At 40.9% G+C, this 18,226-nt stretch carries 15 protein-coding genes; 5 read left to right on the top strand and 10 right to left on the bottom strand.

Annotated elements, in window-relative coordinates:
• Positions 1–51: 51 nt before the first annotated feature.
• Positions 52–2,532 (bottom strand): TonB-dependent siderophore receptor, encoded by a 2,481-nt coding sequence (locus J2W55_RS01400; RefSeq protein ID WP_310091122.1) that lies wholly within the window; start codon positions 2,530–2,532, stop codon positions 52–54.
• A 182-nt stretch (positions 2,533–2,714) separates the two neighbouring features.
• Here J2W55_RS01400 and J2W55_RS01395 point away from each other — a divergent pair, with 182 nt between their 5' ends.
• Positions 2,715–4,028 (top strand): polysaccharide deacetylase family protein, encoded by a 1,314-nt coding sequence (locus tag J2W55_RS01395; protein ID WP_310091121.1) that lies wholly within the window; start codon positions 2,715–2,717, stop codon positions 4,026–4,028.
• A gap of 1 nt (position 4,029) precedes the next feature.
• Here J2W55_RS01395 and J2W55_RS01390 read toward each other — a convergent pair whose 3' ends face one another.
• From J2W55_RS01390 to J2W55_RS01375, 4 genes are all read right to left on the bottom strand, one after another.
• Entirely contained in the window at positions 4,030–4,446 is a 417-nt protein-coding gene (locus J2W55_RS01390; protein ID WP_310091117.1) for a hypothetical protein, read from the bottom strand.
• A 55-nt stretch (positions 4,447–4,501) separates the two neighbouring features.
• A complete protein-coding gene (locus tag J2W55_RS01385) occupies positions 4,502–4,921 on the bottom strand; it encodes a hypothetical protein (protein WP_310091115.1) in 420 nt (139 codons plus the stop codon).
• 110 nt (positions 4,922–5,031) lie between these two features.
• Positions 5,032–5,712 (bottom strand): DUF6624 domain-containing protein, encoded by a 681-nt coding sequence (locus tag J2W55_RS01380; protein ID WP_310091113.1) that lies wholly within the window; start codon positions 5,710–5,712, stop codon positions 5,032–5,034.
• Between the two features lie 73 nt (positions 5,713–5,785).
• Positions 5,786–7,654, bottom strand: a complete 1,869-nt coding sequence (locus J2W55_RS01375) for a CocE/NonD family hydrolase (protein WP_310091111.1) — start codon at positions 7,652–7,654, stop codon at positions 5,786–5,788.
• A 345-nt stretch (positions 7,655–7,999) separates the two neighbouring features.
• Here J2W55_RS01375 and J2W55_RS01370 point away from each other — a divergent pair, with 345 nt between their 5' ends.
• A complete protein-coding gene (locus J2W55_RS01370; RefSeq protein WP_310091109.1) occupies positions 8,000–9,226 on the top strand; it encodes an endo-beta-N-acetylglucosaminidase H in 1,227 nt (408 codons plus the stop codon).
• 86 nt (positions 9,227–9,312) lie between these two features.
• Here J2W55_RS01370 and J2W55_RS01365 read toward each other — a convergent pair whose 3' ends face one another.
• On the bottom strand, positions 9,313–10,503 hold the full coding sequence (locus J2W55_RS01365; protein WP_310091107.1) for a phosphoglycerate kinase: 1,191 nt from the start codon (positions 10,501–10,503) through the stop codon (positions 9,313–9,315).
• Positions 10,504–10,603: 100 nt separating this feature from the next.
• Positions 10,604–11,038 (bottom strand): GNAT family N-acetyltransferase, encoded by a 435-nt coding sequence (locus J2W55_RS01360; RefSeq protein WP_310091106.1) that lies wholly within the window; start codon positions 11,036–11,038, stop codon positions 10,604–10,606.
• 215 nt (positions 11,039–11,253) lie between these two features.
• On the opposite strand from J2W55_RS01360, the gene J2W55_RS01355 reads away from it, so the two are divergent.
• Positions 11,254–11,847 (top strand): hypothetical protein, encoded by a 594-nt coding sequence (locus tag J2W55_RS01355; RefSeq protein ID WP_310091105.1) that lies wholly within the window; start codon positions 11,254–11,256, stop codon positions 11,845–11,847.
• Between the two features lie 17 nt (positions 11,848–11,864).
• Here the strand turns inward: J2W55_RS01355 and gap are convergent, their stop codons facing one another.
• The 3 genes from gap to J2W55_RS01340 form a co-directional block, all read right to left on the bottom strand.
• Positions 11,865–12,872 carry a type I glyceraldehyde-3-phosphate dehydrogenase gene (gene gap, locus J2W55_RS01350; protein WP_310091103.1) on the bottom strand — a complete coding sequence of 336 codons (1,008 nt, stop codon included), beginning with the start codon at positions 12,870–12,872 and terminating at the stop codon, positions 11,865–11,867.
• A 111-nt stretch (positions 12,873–12,983) separates the two neighbouring features.
• A complete protein-coding gene (locus J2W55_RS01345; protein WP_310091100.1) occupies positions 12,984–14,015 on the bottom strand; it encodes an MraY family glycosyltransferase in 1,032 nt (343 codons plus the stop codon).
• Between the two features lie 164 nt (positions 14,016–14,179).
• On the bottom strand, positions 14,180–14,917 hold the full coding sequence (locus J2W55_RS01340; protein ID WP_310091097.1) for a glycosyltransferase family 2 protein: 738 nt from the start codon (positions 14,915–14,917) through the stop codon (positions 14,180–14,182).
• A 101-nt stretch (positions 14,918–15,018) separates the two neighbouring features.
• On the opposite strand from J2W55_RS01340, the gene J2W55_RS01335 reads away from it, so the two are divergent.
• Positions 15,019–15,801 (top strand): polysaccharide biosynthesis/export family protein, encoded by a 783-nt coding sequence (locus J2W55_RS01335; protein WP_310091095.1) that lies wholly within the window; start codon positions 15,019–15,021, stop codon positions 15,799–15,801.
• Entirely contained in the window at positions 15,801–18,221 is a 2,421-nt protein-coding gene (locus J2W55_RS01330; RefSeq protein ID WP_310091093.1) for a GumC family protein, read from the top strand. The genes J2W55_RS01335 and J2W55_RS01330 overlap by 1 nt, the downstream gene beginning before the upstream one ends.
• The last annotated feature ends 5 nt before the right edge of the window (positions 18,222–18,226 follow it).

Genomic DNA, 18,226 nt, shown 5'->3' with positions numbered 1-18,226 from the left:
GAGCCAGGTATGCAAAAACATACCTGGCTCTTTATCTGGGGAGATTAAAAATTAAAATTTATACGTGAGTGTAGTTAAAAACTGTCTTGGAGGTATTGGATTAATGCTGTAGTTTTCATGAACATTGTAATTAAGCACATTGCCAATATTTGATATTTTACCAATAATAGATAGTTTTTTGTAAGTATATCCTACTGATGCATCAACGGTAGTAAAGCCCGAAACGCTAACCAGTCTTGATCTGGGTTGTGTTGCTGTTGGTGTTTGTCCAACGGTATTGGCATTGCCGGCAGTACGATCGCCCAGGTAATAAACGGAGGCACCGACTTTAAAACCTTTCAGATCGCCATTGTAAAAAGTGTAGAATAAGCTTGTATTAGCGGTATGCTTAGGCACATTCAATAAGGGCTGGCCGGCCATATTGCTCCCTACTGCTGTTGATGTTTTGGTATATTTAGCATTGGTATAACTATAACCGGCTAACAGATCAAGTCCTTTAACCGGATGCCCGGCAATATCCAGTTCAACCCCATCGCTTTTGGTTTCGCCAACAAGTTCCTTAATATTTGTATTGGTATTAGCGGAACCATCTGCCAGGAACGGAGCGGTTTGGGCCAGGTTGTTGTTAAGGATACGATATGCGGTAACATTTACAGAAAGATTACCATTCAGGAAATCATTTTTAACACCAAACTCATATTGATCTAATAATGAAGGATCAAGCGGCTTGCTGTTAATATCAGTGCCTGTATTTACCACAAACGAGTTGGAGTAGCTGGCAAACAACGCGGTGGTAGCCAATGGCTTGTAAACAATGCCAACCCTTGGCGAAAACGCCTTATCCTCTTTACCAGCTGAAGGCGTTACCAATGCCGGTGTGGTGTTGTAATAAGTAGTAACCGTTGTAGGCGATATATATTGGTATGACCAGCGAATACCTGCCAGCACTTTTACCTTCTCTGACAAGCTGATCAGATCATTAAAATAAGCGCCAAAACGGTTAGTTGGTGTTAAAACATTATAAAAAGGATTCATGGTTGGCTTATCAGTACGCTGGGCGTATTTATTAAGGTCAAAAATATTGATCTTATCATAAACCGAACTTTGAAGCGCGTTATTCTGGTCAAGGTAACTTGATACTTTATTTACATTTGTCACATACGTATAGTTGGTGTTTCTATACCAATCGGCATCAACACCCACTAAAATATTATGTTTGATGGAACCTGTATTGAATTGACCGGTTATATTAAATTGAGCTGTAAAATAATCCTCCAGTGTTTTAGCCCGGTTTAAGGTACGCCCCCAATCGCCGGTAAGCGTGTCAGGCAGCACACGTTCAGTTGTTTGATACTGGCGATCAAAGTGCTGGTATGAAAAGCCTCCGCTCAATTGCCACAGGCTATTTATCTGGTGATTAACGGTAGCTGTGGCGGTTGTTTGTTTGGTATTACCGGTTGACCACAATGCACCCAAATATCTGTTGCGGGGCACCTTGGCAATTACATTGTTTATTTGCCCGGTTCCAAAATCGGGGGTAAAATCATAGTTCAGGTAATCACCTTCCACAATAATATTAGTTTTATCGCTGATCTTGTACAGAAACGACGGGTTGATATACTCTCTTTCTGATTTTACATTATCGCGATAGCTTTTAGCATTTTCATAGGTTCCGTTTAAGCGATATGCTAATTTGGATGATATAGGGCCGTAAACATCAAACGCGGGTTTATAGAGGTCATAACTGCCATAGGTCATGGAAACCTGACCGCCCTGCTCAAACTTTGGTTTTTTAGTAACCAGGTTAAGTATACCGCCTGGAGCCACGTTGCCATAAAGCAGGGCCGCGCTTCCTTTTAAAACCTCAACACGTTCCAATGAACTAATCTCAGGCATTACACCTGAATTAATCCTGAAGCCATTTTTAAACATGTTTGTACTTGAAAAATTGTAACCACGGGCGCCAAATGTTTCCTGTGTATTACCACGCGCGCTGTACAGGTACACGCCATTAATATTTTTAGTAACATCGCTTAAACGCAATGATTGCTGCTGATCAAGTACATCGCGACCGATTACCGTAACGCTTTGAGGCAGGTCCATCGGCGCTACATTCATTTTACCAATGTTCAGTTTTTTACGGTTAATGGTTTTTGTGGATGACACCACCACTTCATCAATCTGTGCAGCACTTTCGTGCAGGGTGAAATTAACCCGTGTGGTTTGATTGGCAATAACGGTAACCGTTTGCTCTTCGCTTTTAGTACCAACATAACTGGTAATTAATGTATAAGTACCCGGTTTAATATTAGCAATGGTAAATGAGCCATCGTCAATGGTCATAGTACTTTTATTTAAGCCCTTTATTACAACATTAACATATGAGGCCGGCTTGCCATCAATGGTTTTAACAAAACCTGTTATTTTACCACCATTGCCTTCTTCGTCAGCTTTAAGATTTATGGCATTAGCAAAAAGGAACAGAAAAATAAAGAAGATCTTTTGGAATGGGTTGTGTAAGATATTTGGCATATTATTTATACTAAGTCTAATTAAGCGCAAAAGTAACAACACAATTGTAATTCACAAACATTATTTAGAATTAGTTTAAATAACATTCTAATTAACTTCTTAACTATTTCGTTACAAATGCATAAAACCCTTTAATCCAGCACATACTTCATTATATTAGTCCTATATAAACCAATTATTTTATGAAAAAACTGTTCCTGTGTTCTATAGTCGTCTTACTGTTTGTTACTTTGGTTAAGGCTCAACCGGGTAAAACGCAGGTTACCAAATGGCAGTATGACCGCAACGGGGCGGTATCAATTACCTGGGACGACGGCTCTATTAATCAGTTCAGGGTTGCTTTGCCAATACTGAACAAGCTGGGTATCAAATCCACCTTTTTTATCATTACCGGACAAATACCAGGCTCACAATATCATGGTAAATTCATTGGCCGCCCGGTAAAAGACATCATTAAAGAAACAGCCACCATCCCTACCAATAAGAGCAATTTTTTTGAGCGCGCCTCGGCAGCTGGTTATCTTGGCTTAATCGGTCCGCTTGATTATCATTACAAAGCCGGCTCATTGATTGATGCTGGTAAAACAGAAGAAGCTTACAAGGCAATTGACGAATGTTACCGCAAAGTGCGTAATAACGAATTTAAACCTGGTATACAGCATAACGACGAGTACAGGGACGCGCACGGTACTACCTGGGCTACTATTAAAAAATATGCTGCCCAGGGCCACGAATTTGCCAGCCACATGGTAACCCACCCGCGCCTGGCCGCCCTTGACGAACCCAACATGATGTATGAAATGGAAAAGAGCCGCCTGGATATTTTGAACCATTTAGGAATACAGTATACATTTAGTGCCGAAGGACCGTTCGGAACGGAAAACGAACGCGCGGTGACCTATCTGGCCAAAGTCTACCCTGCCCTGCGCAACCGGATGCCCGAGCCTTGGCTAAAGGAAATTGATCGCGGAAGCAAGGACACGCCAGGTAATACTGGTAAAGAGTATGTACAATATCAGCGCGGAGCAACCACCAAAACACCACTGCCCCTGATGAAAGCCTGGGTGGATACCACCATGAACAGAAAAGATACCTGGCTGGTACTAACCCACCACGGCGTTGACGGAATTGGCTGGGAAGCTTTGCCGCGCCAGGAACTGGATGAATATTTTACCTACATCAAAAATCATGAAGACAAGCTTTGGGTAGCGACTTTTGGCGATGTAACCAAATACATGCGTGAAAGACAAAGTGCTAAAGTGCAAAGCAACCTGGGCAATGGAAAAATAACTGTAAAAGTAAGTCACCCGCTGAACAAAACTTTTTATGCCATGCCGCTCACGCTTAAAACTTATGTGCCTACCGGCTGGAAAAAAGCGACTGTTGTACAAGGCAGTAAAAAGCAAACGGTTAATACAATAACTGATGAAAAGGGAACTTATGCCTTATACCAGGCCAATCCTAATGCATTACCTGTTGTATTATCGGGCGTTTGATTTAATCAAAGGTTACCGTATTCGGCCCTGAAATTTTGCTGATATGACACGCGCACCCGCCGGCAATTTTAACAACGGCTGTTTTAATTTGATGGGTATCCGGATGCGTAGCTGTGATCTGTACGTTGTCGCCCTCGGTAGAAAACTGTTTCAGGTTATTATCTGTCGCAATAGTTTTGTATGCAGGTGAAAAACCCGGGTCTATAACCGCGCCTGCAACAATCAATGAATCGCTTCTTAGGTTTTTAGCGCTAAAGTTTGTTACTATAACGCCTTCACCAGCTTTATCAACAAAACGGATGCCCACACTTGCAAATTCCAGTGTACATTTACCTATGGAACAACCTGGTTTTTGATGGTTTTTTTTACACGATAAGCAAGCTGTAATAAGCAGCAACAATAATATTTTTCTGGTCATAATCAAGGTTTTATACCATTACGACAAGAAGAATGCAAACGCTACAAAAGATGCGCTAATCAAAAGCAAGCGTATCTGGACCCGATACCTTTGATATATGGCAGGCGCAACCTCCGGCCAACTTTACGGTAACAGATTTGGTTTGATTGCTAACCGAATCAGTAGCGGTAACTCTTACGTCATCTCCCTGATTAGTAAACTCCTTCATGTTACCATCTGTAGCAATGACATGAAAACCCCGGTTGGCCTCCGAACCGTTTATCGGTTCAGTTTTGATATCTTTATTTGTCCTTAAGTTAACAGCCTTAAAATCTTTTATGGCTACCGGCTTTCCGGCGTTATCAACAAAATGAATCCCAATGGTAGTAAACATCATGGTACACATACCCGGATTGCACGGAGCAGCCTGACGGCTTTTTTGGCTACACGCGGAACAAACAGCTATTAATAGGAGAAATAATAATGACTTTTTCATAAATGCAGGTTTTACACCAAGTTACAATAATTCAGCCAGGAGAATAACGTAAGTCATCCATATCTATGATTACGCAAAGCACAAGTTAGTCCTCACATCACCGACCTGCGTTACGGCTTGTCGCTATTATTCTCCTTTGGAACAGTCAAAAGCTTTGGCCTGGTAATTCCCTTTTTTTCATATGTTGCCTTGTTCATCATAAAATGAAGTTCGGACATACTATTCAAATATTTTTCAATCGGTTCAAGCCCTACCTCCTTACGCCTTTGATTTACATTTAAACTATCTGCCAACGGCTTTGGAATTGCCTGACAGCTATCTGTATTATAAGTGAGTTGCGTACCGTAAACTTGTTTTTGTTTGGTATTGATTTTTACCCTGTCGGTTAGGTAAGCGTAATTTTTACTATCCGCGTTGTTTTTAGCCAGTTCCTCTTTCATGGCGTTCAATACTTTTTGTTGAAATGCCAGGTGTTTATCGCAATGCTGAACCATTAGCCAAAAGTTATTTGAGCCTTTTTTGCCTACCAGATCATAGCCCGGATACCCATACAGATCAAACACCTTACTTAATAAAAGTTGGTGAGCGTCAAATACGCTATCCTGAAATTGCCCAAACTTTTCCCAACCCATAGCTTTGTATTTACCTTCCGGAGCCTTGGCAGCAACCTGATCCAAAAGCGCCCAACTATTCAGGCTATCGGCCAGGGCTTTATTAAATGCTTTTTTCTGTGCCCTGGCCGGCATTATAATAGTCAGGCACAATATTGTTACTAATAGAATGACTTTCATACGCATTTCTATAACTTATCCACCACATCACCCCGCAAGAGCGCAGCATCAACAGCCACCATTCTTGAAGCTATTATTCCACCACCCTCACTTTTAAATAGCTGCTATTATCCTTTGAGGTATAAACCCGGTGTGTTGCTTTCTTAAAATCGGAATCCTTCGCTTTCATAATATCCTGAAACTGCTGGGTGTTACGGTCGATCAGCGGGAACCAGGTACTTTGTACCTGCACCATTAAGCGGTGACCCTTTTTAAAGGTGTGCAATACATCCTGCAGTTCAAAATTTACCGGGGTTACCTGGCCCGGTACAAAGGGCTCCGGTTTATCAAACCCGTTGCGAAACTTGCCGCGCATGGCCTCACTGCGCACCATTTGCTGGTAGCCCGACAGGTAAACCTCTTTGCCTGTCCATTTATTGTTCTGAGCTGAATCAGGATATATGTCAATTACCTTTACTACCCAGTCGGCATCTGTACCGGTGGTTGATACTTTTAAATTGGCCCATATGTTACCGGCAATAGTAACGTCTTTATCCAGCACATCAGTAGTATAGGCAAGCACATCGGGTCTTTGCGCGGCAAAGCGCTGGTCGGCGGTCATGTATTCACGTTTCATATTGATATCAATACTGTTGATGAACGGTACCGGCTTATTGGGATCGGATACAAACTCATCAAAACTATCACCTGCTGGCGCTGGTGCATCAAAGGATAGTTTACCGCCTGGTAGCAGATATAAATTCTTTTCGGCAGCTTCTTTTGGTGGCCAGGTGTTATAGGTTTTCCAGTTGTTGGTGCCTGTTTCAAATGTCGATATAGGCGCCAGGCTCAAATCGGTGCCTTTTAAATAGTGACTAAAAAAAGCAAACTCAATTTTTTCGCGATAGAACGGGCCGGTTGGGCCGCCAAAATCAATATCGCCCAAATGGTCGCCGTCGCCGCGCGCCCAGCCGCCGTGTACCCAGGGGCCCATAGCAAAATAAACAGGCGTTTTTGGATTTTCCTTAACCAGCGTTTTATAGGTGTTTATAGCCCCATACAGATCTTCGGCATCATACCAGCCACCCGTAACCAATACCGCTGTTTTAATATCATGCAGATGATACAATACATTTCGGTCTTTCCAGTGCTGGTCATAGTTGGGATGGTCAAGCATCTCGTTCCATAAACGGATAGTGTCTTTATAATATTTATCGTTAGAGTTTTTTACCGAACCCATTTTCAGAAAAAAATCATAACCATCCTGGGTACCAGGCTCAAAACCAGATGTCTTGCGCTGCGTTGGCTTATCATCCTGGCGGTTGGTAAAAAACGGATAAAAACCAAAGTTGGCCACCAGCATAAACGCGCCATTGTGAAAAGCGTCATCACGGTACAGATCAGCAATAGGAGCCTGCGGCGATGCGGCAACCAACGCCGGGTGACGGCTCAGCAATGCCGTTGTGGTATAAAAACCGGGATATGATATACCCCATACGCCCACTTTACCATTGTTATTGGGCAAGTTTTTAAGCAGCCAGTTAATGGTGTCATAAGTGTCGGTACCTTCATCAACATCGTTTTTGGTTTTATGCACTTCCTTTTCAGGGGTCATTTCTTCATAAACGCCTTCGCTCATCCACCGGCCGCGTACATCCTGGTAAACAAAAATAAAACCGTCATGGGTAAACAACGATGAAGGACCCAGGCTACCTTTATAAACATCGCCGCCGTATGGTGCAACACTATAAGGTGTCCTGTCCATCATGATCGGATATTTTTTTGACCGGTCCTTAGGTATATATACCGAGGTGAATAATTTTTTACCGTCACGCATCGGTATCTGGTATTCATATTTCTGATAACTGGCTTTTATATATTCGGCATCAGGAGCTTTAGGTTGAGCAAAAACACCGATTGCAACAGTTATCAATATTAAATTAATGAGTAAGGCTCTTTTCATTTTATTAGTCAATCAAAGGTTTAAATGTACTTTAATAAAATAAAACCGACAACCGTAACAATTTAAAACCTGCACATTCATAAGCATAAAAAGAGAGCCTGCGTTTGAAGATATTTTTCTTAAACTACTTTATAATCTGTAACCTAAAGGATTATTACTTCCGTATAAGTAGATGTCTAAACCTTTAAACCAATATTACATCCTTATAAACCTTCACAGATCATACTCTTGAATGAGATATTTATCTCTTGTGACTACCCCTTTAAATTGAAATTATTGCGCCTATGGATAAATCAAACGCTTATTTAATCACTGAAAAATTATTAACCAAATTCAAAAAAACTTATGAGATCACACTTTAACAAAATATCTTTCGCGATATTAGGCATTGCCCTGATGTTTACTGCAGCCTGTAAAAAAAACGAGGCCCCGGCGCCTGAGGCACCTAACAATACATCATCAAAATTAGGCACAGACGCCATCGGTGTAGCCGGCCCAAAAGCTGTGTGCTACGTTGAAGTAAACAATAACGACATTCGTAATGTAGGCAATTATACCCTATCAACCGGCGAGCAACTTTTTGATATCGGCATTATATTCGCTGCCAATATAAATTATAATACTACCACGCAAAAAGCCGAGTTGTATTTTAACCCACAGGTAACTAATGTATTAAGCAATGCATCAACCTATATACAGCCTTTGCAGGCTAAGGGTATTAAGGTAATGCTATCTATTTTAGGCAATCATCAGGGTGCCGGTATCAGTAACTTCACCAGCCAGGCGGCCGCTCAGGATTTTGCCTTGCAGCTAAGCAACGCGGTTACAACCTATGGTCTTGATGGTATTGACTTTGACGATGAGTATGCCGATTATGGTAACAATGGAACCGGTCAGCCTAATGATAGTTCATTTGTTTACCTGGTAACCGCCCTGCGCCAGCTGATGCCTACCAAGCTCATCTCGTTTTACTTTTATGGCCCGGCAGCGTCAAGGTTAAGTTACAATGGCGTAACTGTTGGCTCAAAAGTTGATTACAGCTGGAATGCTATTTATGGCACTTATTCGGTACCTAATGTTCCCGGGCTGGCTAAAAGTAACCTTGGGCCTGCAGCAATTGACATTCAAAGCACCAGTTCGTCAACCGCTACTTCATTAGCTACACAAACGGTAAACAACGGTTATGGGATATACTTGTGTTACAACCTGCCAAATACCGATGTGCATACATATCTGTCGGGTTTTTCCAATGCGCTTTATGGTAAAACAACCGTTTATACAGGAGGCACTACCCCACCGCCTACAGGGGTTACTTTTTACCAGGATAGCAATTACGGAGGAGCTGTAACAGCATCTATCCCGAAAGGTAATTACACACTGGCTCAATTACAGGCTTATGGTTTTATAGATAACTGGGCATCATCAGTAAAAATGCCAACAGGATGGAAGGTAACCATGTACAAAAACGACAATTTTGGCGGTACATCATGGATACGTACTTCAAATACAGCCAACTTCACCACTTTGTTCCCTAACGCGAATGATGTGGTTACATCTGTAAAAATTCAATAAAACGTATAAATTCTGGTTATCCAGATTCAAAAAAAGCCTCCCGGTTTAAACCAGGAGGCTTTTGCATTTATAACTGTAAGTAGTAATTATTCATTGATCGCCTTTACGCCGGGCAGTTCTTTACCTTCCATATATTCAAGCAAAGCACCACCACCTGTTGATACATAACTTACATCGGCAGTAAGGTTAAACTTGGCAACTGCCGCTGCAGAATCACCACCACCTATCAGCGAGAACGCTCCATTTTCTGTTGCTTTAACTACAGCTTCGGCAATAGCTTTGGTACCAACTAAAAACGTTTCCATTTCAAAAACGCCCATTGGGCCATTCCATAAAATAGTTTTTGATTCTTCAACCACTTTGCTGAATAAAGCAACGGTTTCTGGACCAATATCAAGGCCCATCCAGTTGTCGGGGATTTCGCCGGTTTTAGCAACACCGGTTTTAGCATCATTGGCAAAAGCATCAGCAATCACGTTATCAACCGGCAAATAAAGCTTTACGCCTTTGTCTTTAGCTTTTTGCTTCAGGCTGATGGCCAGGTCAAGCTTGTCAGCTTCAACCAATGAGGTGCCAATATTGCCCCCATCAGCTTTGGCAAAGGTATAGGCCATACCGCCGCCAATGATCAGGTTATCTACCTTATCTAATAGTTTTTCAATAAGCTCTATTTTATCAGAAACCTTTGAACCACCCATTATAGCCGTAAATGGTTTTGCTGCACCATTCAGAATTTTTTCGGCATTGTTCAGTTCAGCAGCCATCAGGTATCCAAAAACTTTGGCGTCTGGGAAAAACTGTGCAATTACGGCTGTTGAAGCATGCGCGCGGTGAGCAGTACCAAAGGCGTCGTTCACATAAACATCGCCCAATTTTGAAAGCTTTTCGGCAAAGGCAACATCACCTTTTTCTTCTTCTTTGTAAAAACGAAGGTTCTCTAATAAAAGCACTTCGCCTTTTTCAAGTTCCTTTGATTTTTCAATGGCCTGCTGGCCAATGCAATCATCAGCAAATTCAACTTGCTGACCCAATAGATCAGATAAATGTGGTACCAGGTGTTTTAAAGAATATGCTTCTTCAGGACCACCTTTTGGCCTGCCCAGGTGCGACATCAGGATAACTTTACCGCCATCTTTTAAGATCTTTTTTATAGTTGGCAAAGCAGCCGTCATCCGGTTATCGTCAGTAATATTGTAATCCTTATCCAAAGGCACATTAAAATCAACCCTGATCAGGGCTTTTTTGCCTGCAAAACTAATTTGATCTACTGTTTTCATATGATTATATGTATCATTTACTATAAGGCGCGCAAATTCAACATTTTATTCTTAATTCTTAACGAAAAAGTGAAAAAGGTGTTTAAAATCACACCAAATTTCACTTTAATTTAACATACATAACAAAATGTGGCCCAATACCCGGTACTTCAAACTCCGGCGAAATGATTTCAAAGCCCGCGTTATGATAAAATTGCACAGCCTTTTTACGTGCATTACACCATACATAATTAGCTTTTTGGCCGCGCAGATAAACCAGGGCAAAATTAACCAGTTGGTTACCCAGTCCTTTCCCGCGATATTTTTCAATAGTGGCCATTCCGCGTAACTGGTAGGCTTTTCCTTCAAAATCACCATAGCCTTGTGGGTGGAATGATACTATGCAAGCAAGCTCATCGTTTTGATAATACCCTAAATGGAAAGCCCCTTCTATATGATCGGTAGGAAAACGGCATTCATCCAACGTAAGCTTGCCTTCGCGTAATACTTCATTACGGATGGACAATAACTCTTCAACATTTATAAACCTGATCATAAGACAAAAATGGCAAAAATTCCCGATTGGGGAATTTTATCCCAACAGAATCAAAATATAGTAACATCAATTTTTATCGTTTAGTTAAACATTAAATGCATTGGTTAAACACCCAATCTGTCAGTTAAATAAAATTTTCCTATTAATTATTACCTCACAAAAAGCGAGTAAGGCATAGTTGTTGCAAAACAGCCTGTAAAATCCTGATAATTAACATGAAAAAGTTCCTTACCTGCATCCTCATTGCTACTACCCTTTTTAGCTGTAAAAAACAACTAACGGAAATAAAACCAAATTCGCCAGATGGAGACAGTGATCCTGCTTCATCGTCAATAAACGTAAAGCTTGATATACCTACCCAGGAAGTTATTACTAAAGTAAGTAATGATACTCTTTATTTAAGTTATACTGAAACCGTAAGTCTGATCCTCGACCCTAAAGTTTATGAAAAATCATCTGCTGTACATTTTAAAGAAGATTTTTCAAAATCAAGCCTTGCTAACTTTAGCTTTACCACTATTAATAAGGACGGTAAGTTAGTCACCAATTATCTTGAAGAAAACCTTAACAATGTGGTTATTAAATCAGCCTCAACCATAACTATTGATGGCAAAAATTTCACCAGTCTGGTATTGGGAAGATTACTGGTATTCTCTAAGGCCTATAAACAGGCGGGACTTGCTGTTGAAGCACAAAACAACATAATGAAGCAGACAAATGAGTCAATCAGCTTTTCGTCATATTGCTACATCAATGGCAAAAACTCTGATACCTCGGTAACAACAGCTACCGTCGTTTACAAAAAATAATTAAAAAGCAGCCGGCTTTAGGCCGGCTGCTTTTTAATTTCAGCTATCTTTTGAACAAGGTCTGCCAGCCGGCTGCTGTAGCCCATTTCATTATCATACCAGCCCACAACTTTAACCAGGCCACCTACTATAGAGGTAAGCTGGGCATCAAAAATACAACTGTGTGGGTTATCCAATATATCAGTTGACACTATAGGATCTTCGGTATATTCCAGCACATTTTTCATCGGGCCATCCGCCGCTTGTTTAAAAGCAATATTAATCTCGTTAATGGTGGGCTGTTTTTTAAGGCTGCAGGTAAAATCAGTTAACGAGCCGTTAAGTACCGGTACACGGATACCAGCGCCGCCCAACCTGCCATCCAAATGCGGGAATATTGCTGTTATGGCCTTTGCCGCGCCGGTGGTTGTTGGGATAATAGAAGCCGAGGCGGCCCTTGCGCGGCGCAAATCCTTATGCGGCGCATCGTGCAGGCTTTGATCGCCGGTCATGGAGTGTACGGTGGTAATATATCCATCAACTATGCCCCAGTTTTCATCAAGTATTTTTACCATGGCTGCTACATTATTGGTAGTGCATGATGCATTTGATAATATAGGTGAACTCAGATCGACCAAATTGTCATTAACGGCCAGCACCACAGTTGGTACGCTTTTATCTGTTGATGGTGCCGAAATAATTACCTGTTTGGCACCCGCAGCCAAATGCAGCCCCGCCCCTTCCCCGGATGTGAATTTTCCTGTCGACTCGATCACCAGGTCAATATCCAGCGCTGCCCACGGTAAAGCCTGCGGATTGCGCTCTGCAAGTACTTTTATTTGCCGGTCATTTATATAAAGGTTATCGGCGTCAAAATGCACAGTACCTTTAAAACCGCGGTGAACAGAATCATACTTAAATAAATGAGCAAGGGTTTGTGTATCGGTAAGATCATTTATGGCTACAACCTGTATGCCCGGCCTATCTAAAATATTCCTTAAAAAAATGCGGCCTATGCGGCCAAATCCATTTATAGCAATCTTCATTGTTTGTCATTAAAAACATTCAAAGTTAACGAAGATGGATGGCTAAATTATGATACAGATTATTTACTATGCTTAATACTACGCAAACATTACAAACAAGTGCTTATAAAGCTAAGCGAACAGGTTGCGTAAAGCCACATTTTCGCGCTCCTTTGACCTGATGCAAAAAGTAATGAACCAATTAAAGATCACCGGGATTAAAATGATCAGGGCTATTAGCAGGGAATTACTCAGGTTCCGGAATAGTAACACCATGCCTATCGCAGTTAAATTAAGTGCCGATAAACACAGTGTTGCCTGCAAATGGCTAAACCCCAGTTTTAACATGCGGTGGTGCATGTGGTTACGATCGGCCTCAAATGGCGATTGCCTGTTAAATATCCTTATGACAAATACTCTTAATGTATCAAAAACCGGCCCTATCAATATAGCAACCGTTAATGCAGGCGCCGCATAAACATGAGGGATTTCTATGCCCGTAACCTTACTGATCTCGGTATATTTTATGGCCATCACGGCCGATATAAGACCGATAAGCAATGCGCCTGTATCGCCCATAAATATTTTGGCGGGTGTAACATTATAACGTAAAAAGCCGGCAACCGCACCAACCGCGGCCAAACAACCGGCAGCCAGCTCGTACTGCTTTAACTGTATAAAAAGCAAACTAAAAGTACCATTAACAATAATGCCGGTCATAGCGGCCAAACCATCAATACCATCAATCAAATTAAATGAATTGATAACAAGCATAATTAACAGCGTTGAAAATATAGCGCTTGGCACATAAGGCAGGTTATAAATATCAAAAACACCATACAGGCTGGTTATGCGTATACCGCCCAGTATTACCAAAATAGCTGCGGCAATAAATTGTATCAGGAATTTTGTACTTGAATTTACACCCGAAAGATCATCCTTTAATCCTACCGTAAACATAATAATGCATGAAATGAGCAGGTAACTAATTGGAAGCGCCTTATCAATAATGTTAAACAGAAGCGTGGTAATTATAAAGCTCACAAATATGGCAACGCCACCCAAACGTGGTATGCCATGATCATGCTGTTTTCTGAAATGCCCAACATCGTCATACAAGTGCCTTGCCCGGGCAACATGCAAAATGGAAGGGATTGCTAACAATGTTATAAACGCTGATATTACAACTATTAAAACGTTATAAATTAAGTGAGAAGATCCTAAAAGTTCAACCATACAATGTGCTGTTGTTACTTTAGCTGAGGCTTTTTAAAACAGTTTATATATGGCTTTTATACGGGTTAAAAAAAAATTAGTTTAACTTGAGGTTAAATAAATTGAAATATTTTTCTAAAAGGTTTTAGCATTAGCGTTACCAATGGTAACCTGATTTTATTTTTTCGCATGGCCTTTAAATCATATTGCCAGGCCTTTATCCGGTTCGTTAAATTTTTGCTGCTAACTCCCCCTGTCTGCATTTTTACCATCACCTTTTTAAGATAGATGCTATTGATCTTGTGCCCGTGCATAAATCTCAGCATCAACTCATAATCGGCAGCTGAACCAAATTCAAGACTATAGAAACCGAATTTTTCAAATAATTGCCGCCTGCAATAAAACGTTGGGTGCGGTGGCATAAACCCCAGGTTGAAGGAGCCGCCCCGCCATTGCCCTGAACGCCATTTCCTAATGATCCTGTCATGTTCATCAATAATATCCAGATCGCCATATATAGCATCGGTTCCCTGCTGCTCAAACGCTTTGGCTACCGTTTGTAAAACTTCATGATCGGCAAACCGGTCATCGGCATTTAGCATCCCTACAATTTGACCGGTGGCCAGTTTAATACCTTTATTCATGGCATCATAAATGCCGTTATCAGGCTCAGAAACTAAAATATTAATGGAAGGCTGGTATTTTTTTATTACCTCAACGGTATTGTCAGTTGATCCTCCGTCAATAATGATATACTCCAGATCAGGATAATTTTGGCTGATAACAGACTCAATGCATTGCCCAATTGTGTCCTGAGCATTATAAACTATTGTAACCAGGGATAGCTTCAAACCGTACAAGTTGAAAAAGAAAACAATTTATGTCCCCCCAAATTATGTATTTTTGAAATGAATGCCTAATTATTAAAATCATTTAGCACCGTTCTGTTCATATGCGTCTTTTATTTTTTACTCTTTTATTTTTCGGGATACTTTTTGTTTTAACCTCATGCTCCAACAAACAATACCAGCTGCTTTTTGAACAAAAAAACAACGTTGCAGATAGTCTGATTCAAAAATCATCATTAAGTACAACCAGCTACCGCATAAAACCCCAGGATGTTTTACAGATCAGGAATTTGCAAAATGTTAAATACATAGTTGATGAAACTCCTGCAACTGTCACCAATACATCGGGTGGTAATGTATCGAGCGGCCAAACCTTCCAGGTTGAAGATGATGGCACAGTAGCATTACCTGTTATAGGTCATGTAACCGTAACAGGCCTTACACGCGCCGAAGCGGCAAAACATATTGAGGACCTTTACCGTAAAAGCCTTTTAAAAGACCCAATAATTGAATTAAAAATTATAAATCTGAAGGTAACGTTGCTTGGCGAAATTAAAGGCCAGGGAAATTACCCTTTAACAAAAGACAGGACTACTTTAGTTGAAATGATTGGTGAAGCTGGCGGCCTTACAGACAAGGCAAATGAAAGAAACATTGAAATTATACGGGGTGATCAGGCAAATCCGCAGGTAACGGTAATTAATCTCAGGAATATTCAATCCATAAATGACCCGCGTGCTATTCTTCAAAATGGCGATATTGTTTATATAGCTCAAAACAAACGCGCTGTACGTAATGATAACTTACAAAACTTGTCGGTTATTACCCAGCCTGTGCTGCTGTTGCTCAATACTGCTTTAATTATTTTCACGCTTTCGCATCGCTAATGGAAGAAACAGAAAAAATTCAGCGGAAACTACCTAAACAGGAAATAGATTATTTCAAGATCTGCAAAATATTACTAAGCCGCTGGTATTGGATAGCCCTGTCGGTAGGTTTAGCTGTAATTATTTCCTATTCCTACTTATGGTATACGCCAAAAACTTATTCGTCATCGGGCACATTAAAAATTGAAGAAAAAAAATCGGAGATATCTGATATTATTTCCGTGATCAGCGTTCCGGATCGCGGACCATCAAAAATACAAAGCATCACTACGGTACTGCAAAGCCGCAACCTTATACTAAGCGCCATAAAGGACCTTGATTATAGTATAAGCTTTTACATTATGGGACGGGTACGCACCACTGAAATTTACCCGTCAAAACCCCTCAATATTGAACTCATCAGGTTTGACAGCTTAAATTTTTATCATGATCAGATAGGGTTTACGCCGGTTAACCGCCGTTCATTTGAGCTCTCCTATAAAATTGGGAACAAGGAGGTTCAAAACACTTTTAATTATAATGAACCTGTAACTATAGGGCCAACAAGCTTTACCATAAAATATCCGGGCCCGTTGGGTAAAAACACTGTTTATTTATTTAAGTTCAATATCCCCGAAGATTTTGTGGGCCGGGTAAGGGGCGGCCTGCAGGCAGGCGAAACAGCAAAAAACTCAAATATTATAGCGCTGCAGGAAACAGACTCCAACCCGCAATTCGCGGCCGATATATTAAACAGTATTATGAGGGAGTATGTAATTTTTGACCGTAATCAAAAAGCACAGTCTGCTTCACAAATGATCGATTTTATTGATAGCCAGCTGTCATTTTTATCAACCGAGGTAAAAGGCTCGGAAAATTCACTTGAAAAATATCGCCAAAAATCAAAAATATTTGATATCAGTACCGCTTCAAGCGCATCTGTTTCTAAGGCCGCGCAGTTAGAAACAAATAAATCAGAGCTAAAACTACAGCTGATAGCTCTTGACCAGCTGAAAGATCAGATCACAAAGGAAAAAGATAACGTTAACCTAAATTTTACTACCGGCGGGGCAGACAACACCACATTACAAACAATGGTTATTAAACTGGATAACCTGATACAGGAAAGAAACAGCCTGCTAAAAACATACAATAATGATGCACAGCCCATACGCGACATTAATCAGCAGATATTACAAATCAAATTAACCGCGTTAAATAATATTAAAGTTGTAAGACAGGGCATTGAAAAAAAAATGACCTTTCTTGACGGTCAGCTTGCGCAGGTTAACCAGGCAATTATGGCGCTCCCCGCAGCCCAGCGCGACATGGTGAGCCTTCAGCGTGATTTTGAGATCAATGATAAAGTTTACTCTTTTTTATCTGAAAAAAAATTAGAAGCTCAAATAAGCAGGGCCGGTATATTGCCTGGCGCTACGCTTATTGAACCCGCTCAGCCAAATTTAAATGCGGTATCGCCCGATGAGCATAATATACATCGTACAGCCATAATTTTAGGCCTGGCCATAGGCCTGGGCCTTATCATTGTTGTGCGCATATTAAACCCCTATATTTATGATAAGGAAACCATTGAAAGCCTTACATCGATACCTATACTTGGGGTTATCAGGAAATTTCCTGAACCGGTTGACGAAAGCAACAGTCAAATTTTAGCGCTCCTCAGGCCAAAGTCAATATTTGCAGAATCGGTACGATCTGTGCGCACCAACTTAAGTTTCCTATCATCTGAGAAACAAAACAAGGTTATTTGTATAACATCAGAAGTAGCCGGCGAAGGAAAATCATTTGTGGCGGTCAACTTATCAAGCACCCTTTCACTTATTGATAAACGGGTTATCCTTATCGGTGCCGATTTACGGCGTTCCAGGTTGCACAAAACCTTCCGGGTATCAAATGATATTGGCTTAAGCAATTACCTGGCCCATCAAATTGAGCATGAAGAGATCATTCTTCACTCTCAATATGAAAATCTTGATTTTATAATTTCAGGACCGGTTCCTCCCAACCCGTCCGAACTTTTGCATAGCGAGCGGATGATCACTTTAATAGCGCAATTAAAATTAAAGTATGATATTGTGATGATTGATACCGCCCCCATAGGCCTGGTATCTGATGCTATACCGCTCATCAGGATGAGTGATATCAATGTTTTTGTAATACGGTCGGGTCGGTCAAAATTTTATTCGGCCTCTGTACCTCAGCGTATAGCCCAGGAGTATAATCTTGATAATACAGTAATAGTGCTCAACGCGTATGAAGAAGAACTGCTGCATTCCAGGTATTATACAACCAAGTTTACCGGCGACAGTTCTGGCGCGCGCTATTATTATTACTCTGATTATAGCGGATACGAAGGTTCAGGTTATTATCTCGATGATAATAAGATCAAATGGTGGGATATTAGACGATGGTTTAAATAACAGTG

Origin of the sequence: Mucilaginibacter pocheonensis (assembly GCF_031456535.1) — a bacterium.
Lineage (GTDB): Bacteria > Bacteroidota > Bacteroidia > Sphingobacteriales > Sphingobacteriaceae > Mucilaginibacter > Mucilaginibacter pocheonensis.
The sequence above is the reverse complement of the archived record's forward strand: the minus strand, read 5'-3'. Positions and strand labels throughout refer to the sequence as shown.